This is a genomic window from Streptomyces sp. NPDC046303 (assembly GCF_055588085.1).
Window position 1 is genome coordinate 61,562 of record NZ_JBVJFA010000026.1, and the last position, 23,081, is coordinate 84,642.

Consider the following 23,081-nt stretch of genomic DNA (forward strand, 5'->3'; position numbering starts at 1 on the left):
CTGTCATGGCCCTCCCAGCGGGACGCCGCCCGATCCTTCCCCGGCGCCCCGGGACACCGACGGGCGGCCGGCGCTCGCACCGCAAGGGCAGTCGGGATGGGGTCGCAGCGAGGTGTGCTGCCAGTGCAGGCCAGGGAGCGCGGCCTCCCAGCGGGAGGCCGTGGAGGCGGGGAGTTCGCCGTCGAGGAAGGACAGCGCGTGGGCCGCGGCCAGGCCGGCCACCGCCGTGGACAGTCCCAGGTCGCAGGCGGCGCCCGTCCGGCGGCGGTGGGCCGACCGCCACTGCACCAGCATCCGCGGCCAGGCCGGATCCCGGTCCACACGGTCGCGCTCCATGCACCCCGCGCAGGCCGTCGCCCCGGGCAGCACCAGCGGCCCCACCAGCCCGGTGCCCTCCAACACCCCCGCGTACAGGTGCGGAATGCCCGTGGCGACCCAGCCTGCCGCGGTGTCCGGATCCGGGGCCCAGGCGTGCAGTCCGTCCCGCGGCGCGACCACCACCAGCGCGAGCCCCGGCTCCGGGCCCTCGCCCTCCCCGGCGCGCGGCCCGCGGCCCGGGGCCGACGCGCGCACCAGCCCGCCCGCCGCCTCGGCCCGCAGCCGGCCCACGCTCCCGGCCCCGAGCCCGCCCGGGGCCACGTCCCCCGGCTCCACCCGGCCGCCGTCGAGCACATCGACCCCGCCCACGCCGGCACCCGCCAGGACCGAGGCGATCAACGCACCCACCCGGCCGCTCCCGCGCACCTGGACCCGTATCGCCCGGCGCGCGGCGATGCCCCGTAAGTCCCCGCCCGGTTCACGGTGGACCAGGGAGAGCGAGCCCAGATCCGGTCCCAGCCGCTCCAGGGTCTCCGGCCGCGTGCGGACGGCCTGGGCGCGCGGGCCGCCCGCCGTGGCGTCATCGATCAGCCCGGCCCCGGCCAGTCGCCGCACCAGCTCGTCCGCCTGGCCGTCCGGCAGCCCCATTCCCGAGGCCTCGGCCCGCAGCAGCTCCATCCGCCGCGTCCCGTCGATCCGGTCGATGAGCGCGCCCGTCGCCGTGTCCACCGGGGCGAGCACCACCGCGTGGGCGGGGGTCACCCCGAACTGCACCGTCTGCAGATCCCGCCAGGCCCGTGCCAGCGCCGGCTTCACCTTCGGATACATGGCCATCCCCCTCGATTCCCCGTGGGGCACTCCCAGCGCCCCCGTTTCCCTTCCTCCGCAACCCTGCCCGTCCGCCGCATTCCGTGCACGAATTTGTCCACAGGCAGGGCCTATTAGGCATATGAGATGAATTGATGGGTGCCGCGGATACCGGCCGGGCATCGATCACGTTCGAACCCCGGACGCGCGGGATTTCCCCGACGGGTTCCGGGTACCGTCGTGGCGTGTCCGCCGACCCCCCGCAGCGCGCCGTCGAAGTCCGCCGGAGCGCGCGCCGCCGCAGGACCGTATCCGCCTACCGAGAGGGTGACCGTACGGTCGTCCTGATCCCTGCCCGGATGTCGGAGGCCGAGGAGCAGCGCTGGGTGGGCGTCATGCTCGACAAGCTGGCCGCCCAGGAGAGCAAGCGCACCCTCGGCGACGCGGAACTGACGGAGCGCGCCGAGCGTTTGTCCGAGCAGTACTTCGACGGCCGGGCCCGCCCCCGCTCCGTCCGCTGGGTCACCAATCAGAACACCCGCTGGGGCTCCTGCACCCCGGCCGAGGGCAGCATCCGGCTCTCGCACCGCCTCCAGGGCATGCCGGAGTACGTCGTCGACTACGTCCTCCTGCACGAGCTGGCGCACCTCCTCGTGCCCGGCCACGGCCCCCGCTTCTGGGAGCTGCTGGAGGCGTACCCCCGGACCGAGCGGGCCCGCGGATATCTGGAGGGGATCGTCGCCGCCGAGCGCCTCCCGAAGGTTCCCGCCGGGCGGGACGAATAGCCCGGCACGGCGCAAAGCGACCGATTCGGACTGCCGTGCACCGTGATATGTACCGGGTCGGTACCGACTTGGCCGGATGTCGGCCGTTGCCGATAGCCTGAGCGGCACGCATTCACAGTCGGGATGGGGGACGGTCGTTACGTATGGCAAGGGAATTCCAACGGGGCCACAAGGCCAAGATCAGTGATCTGACGGCGGGCACCGATCTGTACGTGGGTGTCCAGATCGCCGGGCCCGGACTCACCTTCGACATCAGCTGCTTCGGCCTCGACGCCAACGAACAGCTCTCGGACGACCGCTACTTCGTCTTCTTCAACCAGCCGAAGTCGCCCGAGGAGTCCATCCAGCAGCTCGGCGCCCAGGCCGGTGACACGGAATCCTTCCGGGTGACCCTGGACCGCGTGCCGCCGTCCATCCACAAGCTGTCCTTCACCGCCACCCTCGACGGTGCCGGCCAGATGTCGCAGATCGGCCCGGGCTACATCCGGATCGTGGCGGGCGGCGAAGAGGTCGTCCGGTACGCCTTCAACGGCTCGGAGTTCACCACCGAGCGGGCCGTGATGCTCGGCGACTTCTACCTGAAGGACGTGTGGCGCTTCGCCGCCGTCGGCCAGGGCTTCGACGGCGGACTCGACGCGCTGCTCCGCAACTTCGGCGGCGAGGTCGCCGAAGAGCAGCCGCAGCAGCAGGCACCGGCCGCCCAGGCGGGCGCCGCACCCGGGTTCGCCCCGCCGCCGCAGGCGGCCGCCCCGGCCCCGGCCCCGTCGTTCGGCGCCCCGGCCCCGCAGGCCCCGGCTCCCGCGCCCTCCTTCGGCGCGCCGCCCGTACCCGCCCCGGCCCCGCAGGCCCCGGCGCCGGCCCCTGCCCCGCAGCCGCAGGCGTACCCGCAGCACACCGCGCCCACCATGGCCGCGCCGATCGCCGCCCCGCCGGCCCCCGCGCCGTACGGACAGCCGCCCCAGCAGCCCTCCTACGGCCAGGTCCCCCCGCCCGCTCCGGCCCCCGCCCCCTACGGGCAGCAGCCCGGCTACGGCCAGGCCCCGGGCCAGCAGCCGCCCGCCTACGGGCAGGTCCCCGGTCAGCAGCCGCCGGCCTACGGCCAGGTCCCCGGCCAGCAGCACGGCTACGCCCCGCAGGCCGCCGCGCCCGCCGGAGCCGGTCTCGCCGCCGCCCTCCAGCCGTACAAGGAAGCCCCGACCGGCGCCCGCTGGACCCCGCAGAACCAGCAGCTCATGCGCGTCGACCTCTCGATGGGCGGCCAGGCCGTCCTCGCCCGCCAGGGCAGCATGGTGCTGTACCAGGGCAAGGTCGACTTCAGCTACAAGGGAGCGGGCTTCGCCGGCCGCATCGTCGGCAACGCCACCGGCCAGGAGATGCAGCTGATGCGCTGCACCGGACGCGGCCAGGTCTTCCTCGCCGAGAACGGCGCCCACCTGCACGCCATCGAGCTCCAGGGCGACGGAATCTGCGTCTCCGCCGAGAGCGTCCTCGCCTTCGACGAGTCGCTCCAGCACGAGGTCCGCCGCATCGAAGGCCACGGCATCCCCGGCGGCGCCCTGTTCACCATGCAGTTCCAGGGCACCGGCACGGTCATCGTCAAGACGCGCGGCGTCCCGGTCGTCCTGCCCGTCACCCCGACCACCTTCGCGGACAGCAACGCCATCGTGGCGTGGTCCTCCGCCTCGCAGGTGATCATTTCCAGCCAGGTCCGGCTCCGGCGCAACGCCTACCCCGGCCACAGCGGGGAGACCGTGAACCTCCAGTTCCGCGGCGCTCCCGGCAACTTCATCGTCGTCCAGCCGTACGAGGTCTGAGGGAGCCCGACATGAACGCAATGAACCAGCAGCTCGCGGGCTACGCCCCGACCCCCGTCACGGCCCGCATGGAAAACCACGGCCGGGCCATGCTCAAGGTCGCCATGCAGAGCGGCCAGGACCTCTTCGCCCGCACCGGCTCGATGGTCGCCTACGAGGGCTTCGTCCAGTACGAGCCCAACCCGCCGGCCGTGCGCCAGATGGCCTCGCAGTGGCTCACCGGCGAAGGCGCCCCGCTGATGAAGTGCACCGGCGACGGCCTGCTCTACCTCGCCGACTACGGCGCGGACGTGGTCGTCATCAACCTCAACAACGACTCCCTGTCCGTGAACGGCACCAACCTGCTCGCCTTCGACGCCCACCTCCAGTGGGGCGTCGAGCGGGTCAAGGGCATGGCCAAGTTCGCCGGCCAGGGCCTGTTCAACGTGCAGATCGCCGGTACCGGCTGGGTCGCGATCACCTCGCGCGGCACGCCGATCGTCGTCGACTGCGGCCGCGGCGACGACGAGACGTACGTCGACCCGGACGCGCTCGTCGCCTGGTCGCCGAATCTCAAGGTCAAGGGCAAGCGCAGCTTCAAGGCCTCGTCGATGATCGGCCGGGGCAGCGGGGAGGCCTACCAGATGGCCTTCTCCGGCCAGGGCATCGTCGTCGTACAGCCCAGCGAGGACAGCACCGACCGGCTCCGGGTCCGGGGCTGAGGGGGAGCGGACACATCATGCAGAGCGCACTTTTCGCCCACGCCGAGGCACAGTCCCAGGACCGGTACACCGTCCAGAACCCGCAGCTGCTGCGGGTCTCGCTGACCGGCTCCGACGACGTACTCGCCCGCAAGGGCGCCATGGTCGCCTACCAGGGGATCATCGACTTCGACGGCGAGTACCAGAGCAGCAGCCAGCGCAACGCCCGCCGCCGCACCGGCGAGGGCCTCGACCTCATGCGCTGCTCCGGGCAGGGCACCGTCTACCTCGCCAACCTGGCCCAGTACGTGCACGTCGTGGACGTCGACCAGGACGGGCTCACCGTCGACAGCAGCTACGTCCTGGCCCTGGACTCCACCCTGCACACCGAGGTCATCGCGGTGGACAGCCAGTACGGAATCTCCGGATCCGGCAAGTACCAGCTCAACATCTCCGGCCGCGGCAAGGTCGCCCTGATGACCTCCGGGCAGCCGCTGATGCTTCAGGTCACGCCCGACAAGTACGTCAACGCCGACGCGGACGCGATCGTCGCCTGGTCCACCTCGCTGCGGGTGCAGATGCAGGCCCAGACGCACTCCACCGGCGTCTGGCGGCGGCGCGGCAACACCGGCGAGGGATGGGAGCTGAGCTTCCTCGGCACCGGATACGCCCTCGTGCAGCCCAGCGAGGTGCTGCCCCCGCAGAACGCCCAGATCGGACAGGGCGTCGCCGCGCAGTTCGGAGTGGGCCAGCACGGCGCGCACGCGCAGAACCAGAACAACGCCTGGAACTAGACCTTCCAGCAGGTACGGCCAAGGGGCGGCCCCGAGCCGGGACCGCCCCTTCGCCATGCCGGGCTCACAGCCGGGCCAAGGTCGCCTCCATCAGACGCACGACCGAGGTGTCGGCCACCGCCGCCACCTCCTCGTACGGGAACCAGCGCAGGTCCAGGGACTCCTCGCTGATCTCCGCCACCGCCCCGGCCGGCGCCAGTGCCGCGTACTGCACGTCGAGGTGCCAGTTGCAGGGCGCCGGGATCGGATGCCGGTCCAGGCGCACCGGACCGCCCGGCAGCAGGCTCAGCCCGGACACGATGCCCGACTCCTCGCGGGCCTCGCGCAGCGCCGCGTCCGCGAGGGTGGCGTCACCGGGCTCGCAGTGGCCGCCCATCTGCAGCCACATGCCCAGCTTCTTGTGCAGGGTCAGCAGGACGCGCCCCCGCTGCGGGTCGATCACCAGCGCGCTGCCCGTCACATGCCCGGCACGGCACGGCTTGTACACCCCGTCCGGATGCGCGGACAGGTGCTCCAGGTAGACATCGCGCAGCTCGGGCTGGTCCTCGTAGCCCTTCAGTACGAGGACCGCGTCTTCGTGCAGGCTCACTTCTTCTCGTCGCCGTCCTTGCCGTCCTTGCCGCGCTTCTCGGCGGCCTCGCCGAGCATCTTGTCGATCTCGGAGAAGTCCAGCTGCTCCCGGTGGACGAACCCGTCCGGGTCGTCCAGGTCGGAGGCCGTCGGCAGCATGTCGGGGTGCTCCCACAGGCCGTCGCGGCCGTCCACACCCCGCGCGTCGGTGAGCGAGGCCCACAGCCGCGCGGCGTCGCGCAGCCGGCGCGGGCGCAGCTCCAGGCCGATCAGCGTCGCGAAGGTCTGCTCTGCCGGACCGCCGGAGGCACGCCGCCGGCGCATGGTCTCGCGCATCGCGTCCGCCGAGGTCAGCCGGGGCGTCGCCGCCTCGTGCACCACCGCGTCGACCCAGCCCTCGACCAGCGCGAGCGCCGTCTCCAGGCGGGCCAGGGCGGCCTTCTGCTCGGGGGTGTCCTGCGGCTGGAACATGCCGCCCTGGAGCGCCTCCTGCAGCTGCTCCGGGTTGGACGGGTCCAGCTGCCCGACCACGTCCTCCAGCTTCGAGGTGTCGACCTTGATGCCGCGCGCGTAGCCCTCGACCGCGCCGAACAGGTGCGAGCGCAGCCACGGCACGTGCGCGAACAGCCGGGCGTGGGCCGCCTCGCGCAGGGCCAGGTACAGCCGCACCTCCTCGGAGGGGACGCCCAGGTCCTTGCCGAAGCCCTCGATGTTCAGCGGCAGCAGCGCGGCCTTGCCGGCCGGACCCAGCGGCAGCCCGATGTCGGTGGAGCCGACGACCTCACCCGCGAGCACGCCCACGGCCTGCCCGATCTGCTGGCCGAACATGGCTCCGCCCATGGAGCGCATCATGCCGAGCAGCGGGCCCGCCATGGCCTGCATCTCCTCGGGGAGGACCCCGCCCATGGCCGCGCCGACCCGCTCGGCGACCGGATCCACCAGCTCCTTCCACACCGGGAGGGTCGCCTCGACCCACTCGGCGCGGCTCCACGCCACGGCCGTGGTCGCGCCCGAGGGCAGCGAGGTCACACCGTCCAGCCAGTGGTCGGCGAGGCGCACGGCCTCCTCCACGGCGGACTTCTCGGCGACGCCGACGCTGGCGTCCTTCACGCCGTCCGCCGTGCCCTGCGCGACGGTCTGGCGGGCGATGTCCTTGGCCATGTCCCAGTTCACGGGACCGCCCTCGTAGCTGAGCATCTGGCCCAGCTGCTGGAAGGCCGCACCCAGGTCGTTCGGGTTCATCGAACCGAACATCGCGGCGAACGGATTGTCCGCTCCGCCCGGGCCGCCGGCGCCGCCCGGCAGGCCCATGCCCGGGAACCCGAACGGATTCGGGCCGCCCTGACCGCCCTGATTGCCCTTCTTCTTGCCCTCGTCGCCGTTCTCCGGCTCCTCCGGCGGAAGGCCGAATCCGAATGGGGTGTCACTCACGGGTTTCCTCGGCTCGTAGGGCCGCCGGCGGGGGCCGGCGGACAATGGTCCCGACAACACCACCCAGCGTAGACACCACACCCCGCTTCGGGGCTCGGTGCTCCGCCGACTCCTGGGCTGCGGCAGGATGGACGTCACCTGGTAGGTACGCGTCACGGCGCGCACCTACTGAAGACAACCGCTGGAGACGCCTGGTGAGTTCCCCGGATCCGCACGCTTTGGGCAAACACAGCTCGGGAAAGCCCGGCCGCGCGCCGCACGACGCCGAAATCCGCGCCGAGCACGGCGAGGACGTCTCGGACGTTCGCCAGCCGCGAAACCAGGCCGGCCCGTCCCGGCGCAGCCCGGTGATCGCCGTGACCGGCGCCGCGTCGGGCGTCGGCGCGGCCCTGGTGAGCCGCCTGGCCGCCTCCGACGAGGTCAAGCAGGTCGTGGCCATCGACGAGCGGCGCGGGGACTGCGCGGCCGCGCAGTGGCACGTCCTGGACGTACGGGACCCCGCCATCGCCGAGAAGCTGCGCGGCGCGGACGTGGTCGTGCACCTCGCCCTCGACCTGGACCTGGAGACCGACCCGGCGGCCCGCACGGCGTACAACGTGCGCGGCACGCAGACGGTCCTGACGGCCGCCGCGGCGGCCGGGGTGCACCGGGTCGTGCTGTGCACCTCCGCCATGGTCTACGGGGCCCTGCCCGACAACGACATCCCCCTCTCGGAGGACTCCGAGCTGCGGGCCACCGCCGAGGCGACCGGCGTCGGCGACCTGCTGGAGATCGAGCGGCTGGGGCGGCGGGCACCGCGGGCGCACCCCGGCCTGAACGTCACGGTGATCCGCCCGGCGGTCCTGGTCGGCGGTACGGACACCGCCCTGACCCGGTACTTCGAGTCCCCGCGCCTGCTGGTGGTCGCCGGGTCCCGCCCCACGTGGCAGTTCTGCCACGTGGAGGACCTGGTGAGCGCCCTGGAGTACGCGGCCCTGGAGAAGGTCGAGGGCGAGCTCGCGGTGGGCTGCGAGGGCTGGCTGGAGCAGGAGGAGGTGGAGGAGCTCAGCGGCATCCGCCGCATGGAGCTCCCCTCGGCGGTCGCCCTGGGGGCCGCGGCCCGGCTGCACCGCATCGGCCTCACCCCGTCCCCGGCCGGGGACCTCGCCTACACGATGCACCCGTGGGTGGTCAGCGTCAGCGGGCTGCACGCGGCGGGCTGGCGGCCGCGCTGGACCAACGAGGAGGTGCTGGCGGAGCTCCTCCAGGAGGTCGCGGGCCGGCACACCGTCGCGGGGCGCCGGCTGGGGCGCAAGGACGCCGCCACTGCGGCCGGCGCGGCGGGGGCGACCGTGGCGCTGCTGGGTGCGGCGGCGGCGGTGCGGCGGGCCCGCAAGCGGCGCGGGATCTGACCCCCGCCGGGCGCCGGGGGCACTGCCCCCGGACCCTCCCGCCAGCGCCTCACACGCCGGCGGGGCTGAATGTGGGGGCTTCGGGGTGGGCTGGGGGCGCCGGCACCAGGGGGTTTCTGTAGGAGGCTCCCAAGGGGTCCGGGGCGGCACGGGCGAATCAGCTATTTCGCCGCGTCAGCGGCTAGGGCACGATGAAGACATGGCACCGCACTTCGATCACCCCGGCGAGCAGGCCGCTCAGGACCCGATCCGGCTGCTCGCGATCCGTGAGACCCCCCTGTCGATCGACGAGGTCTTCCAGGCCGTCGGCGACGACGCGACGGGCGGCACGACGCTCTTCGTCGGCACGGTGCGCAACCACGACAGCGGCGCGGACGTCGACTCGCTCGGCTACTCCTGCCACCCGACGGCCGAGGCCGAGATGCGCCGGGTCGCCGAGCGGGTCGTGGCCAAGTACCCGGTCCGCGCCCTCGCCGCCGTGCACCGCGTGGGCGACCTGTCCGTAGGCGACCTCGCGGTGGTCGTCGCCGTGTCCTGCCCGCACCGCGGCGAGGCCTTCGAGGCCTGCCGGATGCTGATCGACGACCTCAAGCACGAGGTCCCGATCTGGAAGCACCAGACCTTCGCCGACGGCACCGAGGAGTGGGTCGGAGCCTGCTGAACCCCCGGTCGCGGGGCGACACCCGGAAGGGGGTAGCCTCGCACCCGTTCGGCCGCGCAACACGCCCTCGATTTGCGTAACCCCCTCCCGGGCATGAGCGTTGAAGCCACCAACGAACACGTACTTCGGGGTAGGGAGGCAGGCCCATGGCGTCTCTGGCGTGGTTGCTGATTCCGCTGTTCGCCGCGATCGGCGCGGGCATATGGGGCAGCTGGGCGGCACGCGACCGCACTCAAGGCGACATATCCGAGCTCGCGGGCTACGCACGGTTCCGCGAGGCCATGGGCAGCACCGAACAGGCCAAGGCGAAGGCACAGGCCCACTCCGGCTCCGACGCCGTCTGAGATTCCCCTGAGAGTTCCGCGCACGGACCCCGTACGGACCGGCCCCGGCGGCCGCCCGTCAGGACCGTCCCGTACTGTCGGATCCATGCCACGCCGCACTGCGACGATGCTCGCTTCCACCCTGGTGCTGTTCGCGCTGCTCTGCGCAGGGGTGTTCATCAAGGTCCCGTACTCCGAGATGAGCCCCGGCCCGACCGTCAACACGCTCGGGGACTCCCACGGCGAGCCCGTCCTCAACATCTCGGGGCGCAAGACGTACCCCACCAGCGGTCACCTCAACATGACGACGGTCCGCGTCACCGGCGCCGACTACGACATGAACCTGCTGGAAGCGGTGTACGGGTGGCTGGCCGACGACAACATCGTCGTGCCGCACGAGAACCTCTACCCGAACGGCAAGACGGACGAGGAGTCCACGCAGGAGAACGCCGAGGAGTTCAGCCAGTCCCAGCAGACCGCCAAGGTGGCGGCCCTCAAGCAGCTCGGCATCCCGGTCTCCGCCCGCGTCATCGTCGCCTCCGTGGTCAAGGCGAGCCCCTCTGACGGCACGCTGCACGCCGGTGACGTCATCAAGGCGGTCGACGGCACCCCCGTCACCGCCCCCGAGGACGTGGCGAAGCTCGTCACCAAGCACAAGCCCGGCGAGCCGGTCGAATTCACCATCGTGCCCGCCGCCGAGGCGGCCGAGGCGGCGAAGGCGAACCGTGAGTCCACCGGCTCCACCAAGGTCACCATCACGGCCGGCAAGGCGGAGGGCGACGGCCACGCCATCGTCGGCATCCGGGCCGGGACCGACCACACCTTCCCGTTCACGATCGACATCAAGCTCGCCGACGTCGGCGGTCCCAGCGCCGGTCTGATGTTCGCCCTCGGCATCGTCGACAAGCTCACCCCGGAGGACCTGACCGGCGGAAAGTTCGTCGCGGGCACCGGCACCATCGACTCCGCGGGCAAGGTCGGCCCGATCGGCGGCATCCAGATGAAGACCATCGGCGCCCGGCAGGCCGGCGCCCGCTACTTCCTGACGCCCGCCGAGAACTGCGCCGCCGCGGCCGCCCACGTGCCCGACGGGCTGACCCTGGTGAAGGTATCCACCATCGGCGACGCCACGCAGTCGCTGGAGAAGATCAGCAAGGGGGACACGGCCGGGCTGCCGCAGTGCGCGGCCACGCCCTGACCGGCCGGTCCCCGAACCCCCGACAGTCCTAGGAGAAGGTCGCCGCCAGGGCCTCCGCCAGGCCGGGCACCAGGCCGCCGCCCGTGAGGACCTCGGTCGAGGAGTCCTTCTCGCGCAGCCGTACGGCCGACTCCCGCGACCCGTCGCGCAGCACGGCCACGGTCAGCCGGACCTCCTGCCGCTCCGGGTGGCCGGCGACCCACTTCGCCAGCTGCTTGTCGTTCAGCCCCTCCGGTACGGAGGCCTCCGCGGACGGCGGCAGCATCAGCCGCTCCACCGTCAGCGCGCAGCCGACGACGGCGTCGGGCCAGGCGATGGTGCCCAGGAACTTGTCGAGGGGCGTCCCGGCGGGCAGCTCGTCCTGCTCGATCGGGGTGAGGGAGGTCTTGCCGGCGTCGTCCTGGTCCAGGCCGAGCTGGCCGGCGAGGCGCGGTTCCTGCTTCTTGAGCTTGGCGGTGTCGACCAGGGCGAACAGCCGGGCGGGCTGGTCCCAGCCGAGGCCGGCCGCGTACTCGTCGATCTCGAGGCAGGCACGGGTGAGCGGGCTGGCCGCCATCGGCGTGCCGGGGGAAGGCGAAAGGTTGGACATGGACAACATCCTGCCTCCTTTCCCCCGGATACCGGGAACTGACTAAAGCCTCAGTAAGTTGCATGAGTGGGCTCTACGATCGGGGGCCCGTTCAATACCAGACCTCTCCGGGCTCCGTCCGGGGGGACCCCAGACTTTCAGAGGTGCGCACCTTGGCTTTCCAGATGCCGGACCGCGGCGGAGGCCCTTCGGGGCCACGGATGAGAGTCGGCCGCCCGTCCCGGCGGGCCCGCACTCTCCTCATGACCTTGGGCGTGCTGGCCGTCCTGCTCATGCTCTTCATCATGTTCGCGGGCTTCTGGACGGACTGGCTCTGGTTCCGCTCCGTGAAGTACTCCACCGTCTTCACCACCACGCTGTGGACCAGGGTCGGCCTCTTCGCCGTCTTCGGCCTGCTGATGGCGGGTGCCGTCGGCCTCAACATCTGGCTGGCCCACCGGCTGCGGCCGCCGCTCAGCGCGATGTCGATGGAGCAGCAGAGCCTCGACCGGTACCGGATGAGCGTCGCCCCGTACAAGAAGTGGCTGCTGCTGGGCATCTCCGTGCTCGTCGGCCTGATCGCGGGAGCCTCGGCGGCCGGCCAGTGGAAGACCTGGCTGATGTACGTGAACGGGGTGCCCTTCGGCCGGAAGGACCCCGAGTTCGGCCTGGACGTGTCGTTCTACACCTTCGACCTGCCCTGGTACCGCTTCCTCCTCGGCTTCGGCTTCGCCGCGGTCGTGCTGTCCGTGATCGCCGCGGCCGTCGTGCACTACCTGTACGGCGGACTGCGCGTGACCAGCCCGGGCGCCCGGGCCACCGCCGCGGCCACCGGCCACCTGTCGGTGCTGCTCGGCCTCTTCGTCACGCTCAAGGCGGTCGCCTACTGGCTCGACCGGTACGGCCTCGCCGTGAAGTCCAGTGACTTCAAGGCCGCGGACAACTGGACCGGCCTGCGCTACGTCGACGCGAACGCGTACCTCCCGGCGAAGACGATCCTCGTCGCCATCGCCGCGATCTGCGCCGCGCTGTTCTTCGCGACGCTGTGGCGCCGCACCTGGCAGCTGCCGGTCATCGGCTTCGGCCTGATGGTGCTCTCGGCGATCCTGATCGGCGGGCTGTATCCGGCGATCGTGCAGAAGTTCCAGGTCCAGCCCAACGAGCAGGCCAAGGAATCGCCGTACGTCGAGAAGAACATCAAGGCCACGCGCGACGCCTACGGGATCGCCGGCTCCGAGGTCAAGGACTACCCGGGCGTCCCGGCCGCGGGGACGGACAAGAACCAGCTGCGCAAGGCGGCCGACACGACCGCCAGCGTCCGCCTCCTCGACCCGAACATCGTCTCGCCGGCCTTCCAGCAGCTCCAGCAGGTCAAGGGCTACTACGCGTTCCCGTCCACGCTCGCCGTGGACCGGTACAACGGCCAGGACACCGTCATCGGGCTGCGCGAGCTGAACATCGCCGGCATCCCGAAGAACAACTGGATCAACGACCACTTCAAGTACACGCACGGCTACGGCGTGGTCGCCGCCAAGGGAACCACCGTCGGGGACCAGGGCGCTCCGGACTTCACCCAGTCCGACCTGCCTTCCAAGGGCATGTTCGGCACGGACTTCGAGCAGCGCATCTACTACGGCGAGCAGACGAAGCAGTACTCGATCGTCGGCGGACCGCAGAAGGAGCTCGACTACTCCGACGACAAGGGCGAGAAGGAGACGAGCTACACCGGGAAGTCCGGCGTCAGCCTCGACAACCCGATCAACCGGGCGGCGTACGCGCTGACCTTCAGCGAGCCGCAGATCCTCTACTCCGGCGCCATCGGCGACGGTTCGCGGATCCTGTACAACCGCACGCCCAAGGAGCGCGTCGAGGCCGTCGCCCCCTGGCTGACCATCGACGGCGCCCCGTACCCGGCGGTCGTCGAGGGCCGGGTCAAGTGGATCGTGGACGCCTACACGACCACCAACGGCTACCCGTACGCCTCGCGCACCACTCTCGGGCAGAGCACCGCGGACTCGCTGACCAACAGCCAGCGCGCGGTCGTGGCGCAGGAGAACCAGGTCAACTACATCCGGAACTCGGTGAAGGCCACCGTCGACGCGTACGACGGCACGGTCAACCTGTACCAGTGGGACACCCAGGACCCGGTCCTGAAGACCTGGATGAAGGCGTTCCCGGGCACGGTGAAGCCCAAGAGCGACATCTCCAAGCCGCTCATGGACCACCTGCGCTACCCGCAGGACCTATTCAAGGTCCAGCGCGAGCTGCTGACCCGCTACCACGTCACCGACCCGCAGACCTTCCTCAGCGGCAGTGAGGCCTGGGCCGTCCCCGACGACCCGACCACCAAGGCCGGCACGGCGGTTCCGCCGTTCTACCTGTCGATGAAGCTGCCGGGCCAGACGGAGAAGGACCAGGTCTTCTCACTCACCACGACGTTCACGCCGAACGAGCGGGACAACCTGAGCGCCTTCATGGCGGTCAACGCCGATCCGGGCACCCCCGACTACGGCAAGATCAGCGTCCTGAAGCTGCCGACGAGCAAGCCGGTCGACGGCCCCAAGCAGGTCCAGAGCAAGTTCCAGTCCGAACCGAAGATCGCCGAGTCGATCCGCCTGCTGCGCGGTGGTGACTCGGAGGTCGAGTACGGAAACCTGCTCACGGTCCCGCTCGACGGCGGAATGCTCTACGTGGAGCCGGTGTACGTGCGCAGTTCGGGGCTGAAGTACCCGCTGCTGCGCAAGGTGCTGGTGACGTACGGCGGGCAGACCGCGTTCGAGGACACGCTGGAGAAGGCGTTGAACGTGGTCTTCGGGGCCGAGGCGCCGACCACCCCCGTGCCGCCGGCCCAGCCCCCGGGCGAGGGCACCACGACGCCCCCGGCCACCGGCCAGGACCCAACGGTCAAGGCGGCGCTCGCCGATGCCCAGAAGGCCATCGAGGACGCCGAGAAGGCCCGGCAGGCGGGCGACTGGGCGGCGTTCGGCAAGGCCCAGGAGGACATCAAGGCGGCGCTGAAGCGGGCGATCGACGCGGAGGCGAAGCTGACGGCCCCCAAGCCTGGCGGCTGACCGGGCAAAACCGGTAATGGCTCCGTCCCGCGTCGTGATACTGTGGTTTCACCGACGCGGGGTGGAGCAGCTCGGTAGCTCGCTGGGCTCATAACCCAGAGGTCGCAGGTTCAAATCCTGTCCCCGCTACTGAAGACGAAGGCCCGGATCCATGGGATCCGGGCCTTCGTCATGTCCGCGGTGGACACGCGGTAGCTGAGACGGGTGAGTTGGGGTAGGAGCGTGTTTGACTTGACTCTCTATGGGCATGTCGACAAAACGCTGTAGTGACCTCACTGGCTGCGACATACCAGGTGTACGCGGGTAGCAGGTGATGCGACGATGGGATTTATGGGGGACAGGTCAACTCTGCTGGAGACAGGGCGGTTTGCGAGGACGGATGCCGAGCCGGGTACGGGAGCCGGTGACTCGGCTCCCGTTGTCAACGCGCAGACCGCGCTGACCGATGCGGAATTCTTGGACAAGCACAGTACGGAGGAAATGTTCGCCGAGACCGACACGGCGAGCGACGCCGAGCTCGAGGCCCGGCACCGGGTGGCCGCCGACAAGGGCGACCCCGGCGCCATGAGCGTGCTCGGCGCGCTGCTGCTGCGCCGCGGGGACCTGGACGCGGCTGAGCCGTACCTGCGCGGCGCCACGGGGGAAGGGGACCGCGCCGCCGCGAACAACCTGGGCGTACTGCTGCACCAGCGGGGCTATCCCGAGGAGGCGGCCGGCTGGTGGCGGGTCGCGGCCGTGGCCGGTTCCGCTCCGGCCGCGCACGCCCTGGGACGCCACTTCCGCGAGCGCGGGGACGAGCCCGCCGCCGAGTACTGGCTCCGCCAGGCGGCCGAATCCGGCCACGCGCTGGGGGCGTACGGTCTGGCCGACCTCCTCGAGCACCGCGGGGACAAGGGCGTGGAGCGGTGGTTCCGCGCCGCGGCGGAACAGGGGCACCGCGAAGCCGCGTACCGGCTGGCACGGCACCTGCGCAAGGGCGACCCCGCCGAGGCCGAGCAGTGGTACCGGCAGGCCGCCGCACGCGGGCACCGCCGGGCCGCCCTGCACCTGGGCGCCCTGCTGGAGGCGCGCGGTGAGCTCAAGGAGGCCGGGCGCTGGTACCTGACCTCCGCCAAGCAGGGCGAGGCCCGCGCGGCCTGCGCGCTGGGCTTCCTGCTGCGCGACGCCGGGGACGAGGACAGCGCCGCCGCGTGGTGGCACCGCGCCGCCCAGGACGGCGACGGCAACGCGGCGAACGCGCTGGGCGCCCTGCACGCCGCCCGCGGCGAGACCCAGACCGCGGAGCGCTGGTACCGCGCCGCCATGGACGCGGGCGACCAGAACGGGGCGTACAACCTTGCTTTGCTGTGCGTCGCACAGGACCGCACCGCGCAGGCCGAGCAGTGGTACCGGCGGGCGGCCTACGCCGGCCACCGCGAGGCGGCCAACGCGCTCGCCATCCTGCTGCTGCAGGGCGGGGACGCGGCGGGCGCGGAGCCGTGGTTCTCGAAGGCGGCCGAAGCGGGCAGCGTGGACGCCGCCTTCAACCTCGGGATCCTCTTCGCCAGCCGCGACGAGGACCGTACGGCGCTGAAGTGGTACGAGCGGGCCGCGTCGGCGGGTCACACCGACGCCGCGCTCCAGGTCGGCATCGCGCTGGTGCGCGACGGCGAAGAGCGGGCGGCCGAGCGGCACCTGCGGTGCGCGGCGGGCGGCGGCAGCGCGGAGGCGGCCTTCCGGCTGGCCTCGCTGCTGGAGTCGCTGGCTCCGCCGCCGGAGCCGGTGGCGCTGGGCGAGCCGGTGGGCAGCGCACCGCGGACCGAGAGCGAGGAGTGGTACGAGCGGGCCGCCGAGCTGGGGCACCGCAGGGCGCAGGTGCGCGTCGGCATGCTGGCCGCCGCCCGGGGGGACCTGACGGCCGCCGCGCGCTGGTACCGGGAAGCGGCCGAGGCCGGATCCCGCAACGGCGCGTTCAACCTCGGGCTGCTGCTGGCCCGCGAGGGGAGCGAGCCGGAGGCCGCCCTGTGGTGGACCCGCGCCGCGGTGGCGGGCCACGGCCGGGCGGCGCTGCGGCTCGGGCTCCTGGCGGCGCGCCACGGGGACCTCGCCGAGGGGCAGAAGTGGTGCGTGCGCGCCATGGAACTGGGCCCGGCGGAGGTCTCTGAGCGCGCGGCCCGGCTCCGCGACGCCCTCGCCGAGGAGCTCTCGGCCTGATCCCGGGCCGAGGCTCCGGCCGTCGTCGGTTAACCGATTTGCATCTGTCGTGCGGCCTCACGTAAAGTCGTGTTTACCGACGCGGGGTGGAGCAGCTCGGTAGCTCGCTGGGCTCATAACCCAGAGGTCGCAGGTTCAAATCCTGTCCCCGCTACTGAAGACTCAGGGCCCGGATCCATGGATCCGGGCCCTGAGTCGTTTCTCAGGTGAGAAGCAGCAGGGCCCGGGCTCCCGTGGGGGAGTCCGGGCCCTGCTGCTTTTCTGGTTCAGGCGGCCGCGCAGTTCGGGCAGATCCCGCGGTACGTCACCTCGACCGCCGAGACCACGAAGCCGAAGCGCTCGGTGTCGGGCAGGTCGCTCAGCGGGTCGCCCGCCGGGTGGACGTCGCGGATCGCGCCGCACTGGGCGCACACCAGATGCTGGTGGGGCCGGTGGGCGTTCGGGTCGTACCGCTTGGCGCGGCGGTCCGTGGAGACCTCCAGCACCTCGCCGAGCGTCACCAGCTCGCCCAGCGTGTTGTAGACCGTCGCCCGGGAGATCTCCGGCAGTTTCGCCACGGCGCGCGCGTGCACCTCGTCGGCCGTCAGGTGAACGTGGTCACCGTCGAGCACCTCGGCCACGACACGCCGCTGTGCGGTCATGCGCCATCCGCGTCCGCGAAGTCGTTCCAGCAGGTCACTCATGGACGCCAGCCTAACAGCGAGGGGTATCGGGTGTAACTCCCGAACCAATATGGACTTGGATATTGACTTGACTTAGACAAAATCCAGCGGCCGGAGACTTCGGCAAGCGGCTCGACGCCGCGGTCCAGGCCCTCCGCGGCCGGCGGGGACCGCTTGCCGAGGCAGGGTGACGGGCCGGAACCCCCACGGGTTCCGGCCCGTCGTCGCGCTATGCCGCGACGGTGCGCCGCGCGGGCACCCAGCAGCGGATGATGTCGCGCACGGAGACGATGCCCACCGGGCCGCCGTGCTCCAGCACGATCAGGTGCCGGAAGCCGCCGTGGGCCATGGCCTCGGCGGCCTCCTGCAGCGAGGCCTCCGGGGTGCAGAACACCACGTTGTTGGTGGTGTGCGCGCCCACGGTCTCCTGGTCGGGATCGTGTCCCGCGCCGATCGAGTTGAGGATGTCCCGCTCGGTCAGGATGCCGATCCCGCTGTGGTCCGGGTCGAGTACGACGGCCGCGCCGACGCGCCGCCCCGACATCAGGCAGGCCGCCTGGCGCAGGGTGTGCGCTGGTCCGAGGGTGAGGATCACGGTGCTCATTGCGTCACGGACGAGCATGAAGAGAGCCACCTCCTGGGGTGAATCCCTCCGCTTGGGTGTGGTGCGCCGGGGAATCCTAGAGAAAGGATTCACAAGCGCACAAGCGGCGGGATTTTCAGATTCCCACGGACACGCACCGTCAACAAGGGGGTACGCACAGGACGCGGCCCGGCGCTCGGGCGCACTCAGGAGCGCGGGCGCAACAGCTCCAGCATCTCCTCGTGGAGCAGGCCGTTCGAGGCCGCCGCGTTCCCGCCGTCCACCCCGTCCACCCCGTCCAGGCTGGTGAACCGGCCGCCCGCCTCCTGGACCACGACCGCGATGGCCGCCATGTCCCACAGGTTCAGCTCCGGTTCGGCGCACAGGTCCAGCGAGCCTTCCGCGACCATCATGTACGGCCAGAAGTCGCCGTAGCCGCGCGTCCGCCAGCAGGCGCGGGTCAGGTCCAGGAAGCCGGCGAGGCGGCCCTGCTCCTCCCAGCCGCTCAGCGAGGAGTACGCGAACGAGGCGTCGCCCAGCGAGGCCACCTTCGACACGCCGATCGGCGCGGTCTCGCCGAGCGCGCCGCCCGCGTACGCGCCGCCGCCCCGCACCGCCCACCAGCGGCGGCCCAGCGCGGGCGCGGACACCACGCCCACCACGGGGCGGAAGACGCCGTCCGCGTCCTGCGTCATCAGGGAGATCAGGGTCGCCCAGACCGGGACCCCCCGGACGTAGTTCTTCGTACCGTCGATCGGGTCGACGACCCAGCGCCGCGGGCCGCTGCCCTTCAGGCCGTACTCCTCGCCGAGGATCGCGTCGTCGGGCCGCGCGGCTTCGATGCCGGCCCGGATGATCTCCTCGGCGGCCTGGTCCGCCTCGCTCACCGGGGTCATGTCCGGCTTCGTCTCGACCTTGAGGTCGAGGGCACGGAACCGCTCCATCGTCGCGGCGTCGGCCGCGTCGGCGAGTTCGAGGGCAAGGCGCAGGTCATCGTCATACTCGGACATGGCCGAACAGTATCGCGGCGGCCCCGGCGGCCGGGACGCGCCCTTGACAGGATCTGTCGGCCCGTCAACTCTGGCCGGGGAGCCCAGCGGGAACGGCCCAGTGGAGGCGACGATGCCGGCAGCCCGGGAGGCCTTGCTGGAGGCGGCGGGAGCGGCGCTCTCCGCGCGCCCCTGGCCGGCCGTGCGGATGGTCGACGTGGCGGCGGCCGCCGGGGTGTCCCGGCAGACCCTCTACAACGAGTTCGGCGGCAAGGGCGGCCTGGGCCGCGCCCTGATCCGGCGCGAGGGCCAGTGGTACCTCGACGGGGTGGAGCGGGCCCTGTCCACCCCGGCCCCGACCGCCCAGCGGCTCGCCGCGGTCGCGGAGTGGACCGTACGGGCGGCCCGCGCGCACCCCCTCGTACGGGCCCTGCTGACCGGGTTCTGGGATCCGGACCTGCCCGCCGCGGGCCGCGCACCCGGGCCCGGGGAGCTGGCGCGGGCCGTACGGGACCGGGCGGCGGCAGCGCTCATGCCCGCGGAGGACGTCCAGCGGTGCGAGCTCGCGGTACGGCTCGCGCTCTCCTACGTGGTGGCCCCCGGGGAGGAGCCGGGAGCGGGGGAGCTGCTCCGGCTGCTCAGTGCCCAGAACCGGACAGCTGGAGCCCGATGACCCCGATGATCACCAGCGAGATCGAGACGAGCTTGAGGGTGGAGACCAGGTCGCCGAGGAAGACCATGCCGTAGATGGCCGTCCCGGCGGCGCCGATCCCGGTCCACACCGCGTACGCCGGACCCACGTCCAGCTTCTTGAGGGCCAGCGTGAGCAGGCCGAAACTGCCGAGGGCGAAACACGCGAAGGCGATGGTCGGCCACAGCCGGGTGAAGCCGTGCGACAGCTTGAGGCAGACCGCGAACCCGGTCTCCAGGATTCCCGCAACCACGACGAGCAGCCACGCCATGTCGTATGCCTCCCCGCGTCACGTGAATTCTCGTCACTTGGTGCGATTATGCATTTGTCCAGACGCGATCTTCGGCAAACCCGACGACGTGTCAGTCGCCTTCGCGGCGCTCCCGCGTCTCCAGCAGCCGCCGCAGCGAATACAGCCGCGCCGGGTCCGCGTGGCCGTCCTCCACCCACTTGTCGAGCGCGCAGTCCGGCTCGTCGTGGCTGCACGCGCGCGGACACTCCTCGGTGCCCGGCACCAGGTCCGGGAAGGCCAGGATCACCCGCGACGGGTCCACGTGGTGCAGGCCGAAGGACCGCACGCCCGGGGTGTCGATGACCCAGCCGTCCATCCCGGGCAGCGGCAGCGCCAGGGCCGAGGTGGTGGTGTGGCGGCCGCGCCCGGTGACCGCGTTGACCACGCCGGTCGCCCGCTTGCGGTCCGGCGCCACCAGCGAGTTGACCAGGGTGGTCTTGCCGACGCCCGAGTGCCCCACGAACGCGGTGATCCGGCCCTCCAGGCGCTCGCGCACCTTGTCGGCGGCGTCGCCCGTCGCGAGCTCCTCGCGGTTGGTGACGACGTAGTTCACGCCGAGCGTCGAGTAGATCTCCAGGATCTTGTCGGCGGAGGTCAGATCGGACTTGGTGAGCACCAGCAGCGGCTCCAGCCCGGCGTCGTACGCCGCCACCAGGCAGCGGTCGATCATCCGGGGCCGCGGCTCCGGGTCGGCCAGCGCCGTCACGATGGCCAGCTGGTCGGCGTTGGCCACGACCACCCGCTCGTACGGGTCGTCGTCGTCGGCGGTGCGCCGCAGGACGGACTTGCGCTCCTCGATGCGCACGATCCGGGCGAGGGTGTCCTTCTTGCCGGACAGGTCACCGACGATCCAGACCCGGTCGCCGACCACCGCCGCCTTGCGGCCCAGTTCCCTGGACTTCATCGCGTGGACCGTGCGGTCCTCGACCAGGCAGGTCAGCCGCCCGCGGTCGACGGTGAGGACGAAGCCCTCGGAGGCGTCCTCGTGCTTGGGCCGGATGCTCGTCCGCGGCCGGTTGCCCTTGGGGTTGGGGCGCTGGCGGATGTCGTCCTCGTCGGTGTGCTTGCCGTACCTGCGCATGACCGGCCCTACGCTCCCGCTCCCGCTGCGGAATCTCCTGCGAGCATGTCCGTCCACATCTTCGGGAAGTCCGGCAGGGTCTTCGCGGTCGTCGCCACGTTCTCGATCAGCACGCCCTCCACGGCCAGGCCGATCACCGCGCCCGCGGTGGCCATCCGGTGGTCGTCGTACGTGTGGAAGGTGCCGCCGTGCAGCGGGCGCGGCCGGATGTGCAGACCGTCCGCCGTCTCGGTGACGTCGCCGCCGAGCGCGTTGATCTCCTTGGTGAGAGCGGCCAGCCGGTCCGTCTCGTGCAGGCGCAGGTGCTGGACCCCGCGCAGGACCGACTCCGAGTCGGCCAGCGCCGCCACCGCCGCGATGCCCGGGGTGAGCTCGCCCACCTCGCCCAGGTCCACGTCGATGCCGTGGATCTTGCCGGTGCCGGTGAAGACCAGGCCCGCGTCGGTCAGCTCGCAGGAGCCGCCCATCTCCGTGAAGATCCGGCGCAGCGCGTCGCCGGGCTGCGTGGTGCGGCGCGGCCAGTCCGGGATGGTGACCGTACCGCCGGTGATCAGCGCCGCGGCCAGGAACGGCTGGGCATTGGACAGGTCCGGCTCCACCACCAGGTCCCGGCCGAGCACGGCGCCGGGGGCGACCCGCCACACGTTCTTCTCGCCGCCCGACTCCGGGGTGTCGACCTGGGCGCCGGCCGCGCGCAGCATCTCCACCGTCATCCGGATGTGCGGCATCGACGGCAGGTTCGTGCCCACGTGCCGCACCTCGACGCCCTGGTTGAACCGCGGGGCGGACAGCAGCAGCGCGGAGACGAACTGCGAGGAGTTGGTGGCGTCGATCTCCACGACCCCGCCCTCCAGGGCCCCGCCGCCCTGCACGGTCAGCGGCAGCGCGCCCCGGCCGTCGTCGTCGATCCGGGCACCGAGGGTGCGCAGGGCGTCGATGACCTGGCCCAGCGGGCGCTCGTAGGAGCGCGGGTCGCCGTCGAAGCGGATGTCGCCGTCGGCCAGGGTGGCGACCGGCGGCAGGAAGCGCATGACCGTGCCCGCGTTGCCGACGTCGACCGTGGCCGGGCCGTGCAGGGCGGCCGGGATGACCCGCCAGGCCTCGCCCCCGGCGCCGGCCCCGGCGGAGCTGGAGGAGACGGTCTCCTCGATGCCCACGCCCATCGCACGCAGGGCGTCCGCCATCAGCTGGGAGTCGCGCGAGCGAAGCGGCCGGCGCACCCAGCCCGGCTCGGCGGCGAGCGCGGCGAGCACCAGGGCGCGGTTGGTGACCGACTTGGACCCCGGCACGGTGACGGTGGCGTGGACGGCAGCGTCGGCGATCGGGGCGGGCCAGAGGGCGGGGAGCGCGGGGGTCTCGGTCATGGCCCCCACTTTAGTGGCTCCCCCCGGCCCCGGATCTTGATCGCTGAGCCGTCTCAGAGGGCGAGAAGCCAGCGCCCGCCGCCCACCAGGGAGCACAGCGCGACGACGTGGAAGAGGAGCAGCCACACCACCGGGTGCACGTGGGTGAGCCGGCCGAGCTGGTCGGCGTCCGAATCCGGCGCTCCGCCGTGCCGGCGCTTGGCCCCCAGCTCGAAGACCGGCCGGACGCCGCCGAGCAGCAGGAACCACACCACGGCGTACGCGAAGACGGCCTGGACCTCGGACGGGGCCAGCCAGGACACCAGCAGGAAGGTGCCGCCGGTCAGCACCACGGTCAGCGCCCCGTACGCGTTGCGGATCATCACCAGCATCGCCACCAGCAGGGCGGTGGCCGCCCACAGCAGCAGCGTGATCCGGTGCGCGGACAGCAGCGCGGCCCCGCCGAGCCCCAGCAGCGAGGGCGCGGTGTAACCGGCCGCGGCGGTCAGGATCATGCCCAGGCCGGTCGGCTTGCCCCGGCTGACGGTGACCCCGCTGGTGTCGGAGTGCAGCCGTATGCCGTCGAGGCGCCGCCCGGTCAGCAGCGCCAGCAGGCCGTGCCCGCCCTCGTGCGCGATGGTCACGGCGTTGCGCGACAGCCGCCACAGCGGGCGCGGGCCCACGGCGGCCAGGGCGGCCACGCCGGTCCCGACCACCAGCCAGAGGGCGGGCGCGGTCTGTATACCCGTGAGCCGGTCCCACAGGCCGGCCGTCGTGCTGCTGTCCATGGAGGGGCGGACTCCTTGCGGTGGGGTGTTGGTGACATGGCAGTGTGG

The 23,081-nt window shown here is 72.0% G+C and carries 22 protein-coding genes and 2 tRNA genes; 13 read left to right on the top strand and 11 right to left on the bottom strand.

Translation table 11 applies throughout. The features are described from left to right. Nucleotides 1-3: 3 nt before the first annotated feature. On the bottom strand, nucleotides 4-1,146 hold the full coding sequence (locus ACZ6I1_RS25260; protein ID WP_469290755.1) for a ThiF family adenylyltransferase: 1,143 nt from the start codon (nucleotides 1,144-1,146) through the stop codon (nucleotides 4-6). 134 nt (nucleotides 1,147-1,280) lie between these two features. Between ACZ6I1_RS25260 and ACZ6I1_RS25265 the strand changes: the two genes are divergently transcribed. From ACZ6I1_RS25265 to ACZ6I1_RS25280, 4 genes are all read left to right on the top strand, one after another. Then, the gene (locus tag ACZ6I1_RS25265) at nucleotides 1,281-1,910 is read left to right on the top strand and encodes a M48 metallopeptidase family protein (protein ID WP_469290757.1); all 630 of its coding nucleotides are present in this window, start codon (nucleotides 1,281-1,283) and stop codon (nucleotides 1,908-1,910) included. Nucleotides 1,911-2,053: 143 nt separating this feature from the next. Beyond that, complete coding sequence (locus ACZ6I1_RS25270; RefSeq protein WP_469290759.1) at nucleotides 2,054-3,724, top strand: TerD family protein; 1,671 nt, start codon at nucleotides 2,054-2,056, stop codon at nucleotides 3,722-3,724. A 20-nt stretch (nucleotides 3,725-3,744) separates the two neighbouring features. Next, nucleotides 3,745-4,425, top strand: a complete 681-nt coding sequence (locus tag ACZ6I1_RS25275) for an AIM24 family protein (RefSeq protein WP_469290831.1) — start codon at nucleotides 3,745-3,747, stop codon at nucleotides 4,423-4,425. Between the two features lie 17 nt (nucleotides 4,426-4,442). Continuing rightward, on the top strand, nucleotides 4,443-5,198 hold the full coding sequence (locus ACZ6I1_RS25280; RefSeq protein WP_469290761.1) for an AIM24 family protein: 756 nt from the start codon (nucleotides 4,443-4,445) through the stop codon (nucleotides 5,196-5,198). A gap of 64 nt (nucleotides 5,199-5,262) precedes the next feature. On the opposite strand, the gene ACZ6I1_RS25285 is transcribed toward ACZ6I1_RS25280, so the two are convergent. Together ACZ6I1_RS25285 and ACZ6I1_RS25290 are read right to left on the bottom strand one after the other, a co-directional pair. After that, complete coding sequence (locus ACZ6I1_RS25285) at nucleotides 5,263-5,787, bottom strand: NUDIX hydrolase (RefSeq protein ID WP_469290763.1); 525 nt, start codon at nucleotides 5,785-5,787, stop codon at nucleotides 5,263-5,265. Then, a complete protein-coding gene (locus ACZ6I1_RS25290) occupies nucleotides 5,784-7,199 on the bottom strand; it encodes a zinc-dependent metalloprotease (protein WP_469290765.1) in 1,416 nt (471 codons plus the stop codon). Before ACZ6I1_RS25290 ends, ACZ6I1_RS25285 begins: the two co-directional genes overlap by 4 nt. Before the next feature lie 269 nt (nucleotides 7,200-7,468). Here ACZ6I1_RS25290 and ACZ6I1_RS25295 point away from each other — a divergent pair, with 269 nt between their 5' ends. The 4 genes from ACZ6I1_RS25295 (at nucleotide 7,469) to ACZ6I1_RS25310 (ending at nucleotide 10,772) form a co-directional block, all read left to right on the top strand. Next, nucleotides 7,469-8,590 (top strand): SDR family oxidoreductase, encoded by a 1,122-nt coding sequence (locus ACZ6I1_RS25295; protein ID WP_469290833.1) that lies wholly within the window; start codon nucleotides 7,469-7,471, stop codon nucleotides 8,588-8,590. 199 nt (nucleotides 8,591-8,789) lie between these two features. Then, nucleotides 8,790-9,251, top strand: coding sequence for a molybdenum cofactor biosynthesis protein MoaE (locus ACZ6I1_RS25300; protein WP_469290767.1), 462 nt, complete (start codon nucleotides 8,790-8,792; stop codon nucleotides 9,249-9,251). 146 nt (nucleotides 9,252-9,397) lie between these two features. After that, nucleotides 9,398-9,595 carry a hypothetical protein gene (locus tag ACZ6I1_RS25305; protein ID WP_469290769.1) on the top strand — a complete coding sequence of 66 codons (198 nt, stop codon included), beginning with the start codon at nucleotides 9,398-9,400 and terminating at the stop codon, nucleotides 9,593-9,595. An 85-nt stretch (nucleotides 9,596-9,680) separates the two neighbouring features. Then, nucleotides 9,681-10,772, top strand: coding sequence for a YlbL family protein (locus tag ACZ6I1_RS25310; protein ID WP_469290771.1), 1,092 nt, complete (start codon nucleotides 9,681-9,683; stop codon nucleotides 10,770-10,772). 28 nt (nucleotides 10,773-10,800) lie between these two features. Here the strand turns inward: ACZ6I1_RS25310 and ACZ6I1_RS25315 are convergent, their stop codons facing one another. Then, nucleotides 10,801-11,370 (bottom strand): PPA1309 family protein, encoded by a 570-nt coding sequence (locus ACZ6I1_RS25315; protein WP_446591448.1) that lies wholly within the window; start codon nucleotides 11,368-11,370, stop codon nucleotides 10,801-10,803. A gap of 155 nt (nucleotides 11,371-11,525) precedes the next feature. Here ACZ6I1_RS25315 and ACZ6I1_RS25320 point away from each other — a divergent pair, with 155 nt between their 5' ends. From ACZ6I1_RS25320 to ACZ6I1_RS25335, 4 genes are all read left to right on the top strand, one after another. Continuing rightward, nucleotides 11,526-14,411: a UPF0182 family membrane protein gene (locus ACZ6I1_RS25320; RefSeq protein WP_469290835.1), complete on the top strand. Its 2,886-nt coding sequence runs from the start codon at nucleotides 11,526-11,528 to the stop codon at nucleotides 14,409-14,411. Nucleotides 14,412-14,466: 55 nt separating this feature from the next. After that, a tRNA-Met gene (locus ACZ6I1_RS25325) sits at nucleotides 14,467-14,540 on the top strand. A gap of 201 nt (nucleotides 14,541-14,741) precedes the next feature. Continuing rightward, nucleotides 14,742-16,604, top strand: coding sequence for a tetratricopeptide repeat protein (locus ACZ6I1_RS25330; protein WP_469290773.1), 1,863 nt, complete (start codon nucleotides 14,742-14,744; stop codon nucleotides 16,602-16,604). Nucleotides 16,605-16,684: 80 nt separating this feature from the next. Next, a tRNA-Met gene (locus tag ACZ6I1_RS25335) sits at nucleotides 16,685-16,758 on the top strand. Between the two features lie 112 nt (nucleotides 16,759-16,870). On the opposite strand, the gene ACZ6I1_RS25340 is transcribed toward ACZ6I1_RS25335, so the two are convergent. The 3 genes from ACZ6I1_RS25340 to hisN form a co-directional block, all read right to left on the bottom strand. After that, nucleotides 16,871-17,287 carry a Fur family transcriptional regulator gene (locus ACZ6I1_RS25340; protein WP_469290775.1) on the bottom strand — a complete coding sequence of 139 codons (417 nt, stop codon included), beginning with the start codon at nucleotides 17,285-17,287 and terminating at the stop codon, nucleotides 16,871-16,873. Between the two features lie 208 nt (nucleotides 17,288-17,495). Beyond that, nucleotides 17,496-17,888 carry a CBS domain-containing protein gene (locus tag ACZ6I1_RS25345; RefSeq protein WP_469290777.1) on the bottom strand — a complete coding sequence of 131 codons (393 nt, stop codon included), beginning with the start codon at nucleotides 17,886-17,888 and terminating at the stop codon, nucleotides 17,496-17,498. A 167-nt stretch (nucleotides 17,889-18,055) separates the two neighbouring features. Continuing rightward, nucleotides 18,056-18,859, bottom strand: a complete 804-nt coding sequence (gene hisN, locus ACZ6I1_RS25350) for a histidinol-phosphatase (protein ID WP_469290779.1) — start codon at nucleotides 18,857-18,859, stop codon at nucleotides 18,056-18,058. Nucleotides 18,860-18,971: 112 nt separating this feature from the next. Between hisN and ACZ6I1_RS25355 the strand changes: the two genes are divergently transcribed. Next, on the top strand, nucleotides 18,972-19,511 hold the full coding sequence (locus tag ACZ6I1_RS25355) for a TetR/AcrR family transcriptional regulator (RefSeq protein WP_469290781.1): 540 nt from the start codon (nucleotides 18,972-18,974) through the stop codon (nucleotides 19,509-19,511). Here the strand turns inward: ACZ6I1_RS25355 and ACZ6I1_RS25360 are convergent. The 4 genes from ACZ6I1_RS25360 to ACZ6I1_RS25375 all read right to left on the bottom strand — a co-directional run bounded on the left by ACZ6I1_RS25360 (nucleotide 19,477) and on the right by ACZ6I1_RS25375 (nucleotide 23,033). Continuing rightward, nucleotides 19,477-19,800, bottom strand: coding sequence for a DMT family transporter (locus ACZ6I1_RS25360; RefSeq protein ID WP_469290783.1), 324 nt, complete (start codon nucleotides 19,798-19,800; stop codon nucleotides 19,477-19,479). The two genes, ACZ6I1_RS25355 and ACZ6I1_RS25360, sit on opposite strands and share 35 nt — an antisense overlap. A 91-nt stretch (nucleotides 19,801-19,891) precedes the next feature. Next, nucleotides 19,892-20,902: a ribosome small subunit-dependent GTPase A gene (gene rsgA / locus ACZ6I1_RS25365; RefSeq protein ID WP_446591460.1), complete on the bottom strand. Its 1,011-nt coding sequence runs from the start codon at nucleotides 20,900-20,902 to the stop codon at nucleotides 19,892-19,894. 8 nt (nucleotides 20,903-20,910) lie between these two features. Beyond that, nucleotides 20,911-22,266 carry a 3-phosphoshikimate 1-carboxyvinyltransferase gene (gene aroA, locus ACZ6I1_RS25370; protein ID WP_469290785.1) on the bottom strand — a complete coding sequence of 452 codons (1,356 nt, stop codon included), beginning with the start codon at nucleotides 22,264-22,266 and terminating at the stop codon, nucleotides 20,911-20,913. 53 nt (nucleotides 22,267-22,319) lie between these two features. Beyond that, the gene (locus tag ACZ6I1_RS25375) at nucleotides 22,320-23,033 is read right to left on the bottom strand and encodes a M50 family metallopeptidase (RefSeq protein ID WP_469290787.1); all 714 of its coding nucleotides are present in this window, start codon (nucleotides 23,031-23,033) and stop codon (nucleotides 22,320-22,322) included. Between the last annotated feature and the right edge of the window lie 48 nt (nucleotides 23,034-23,081).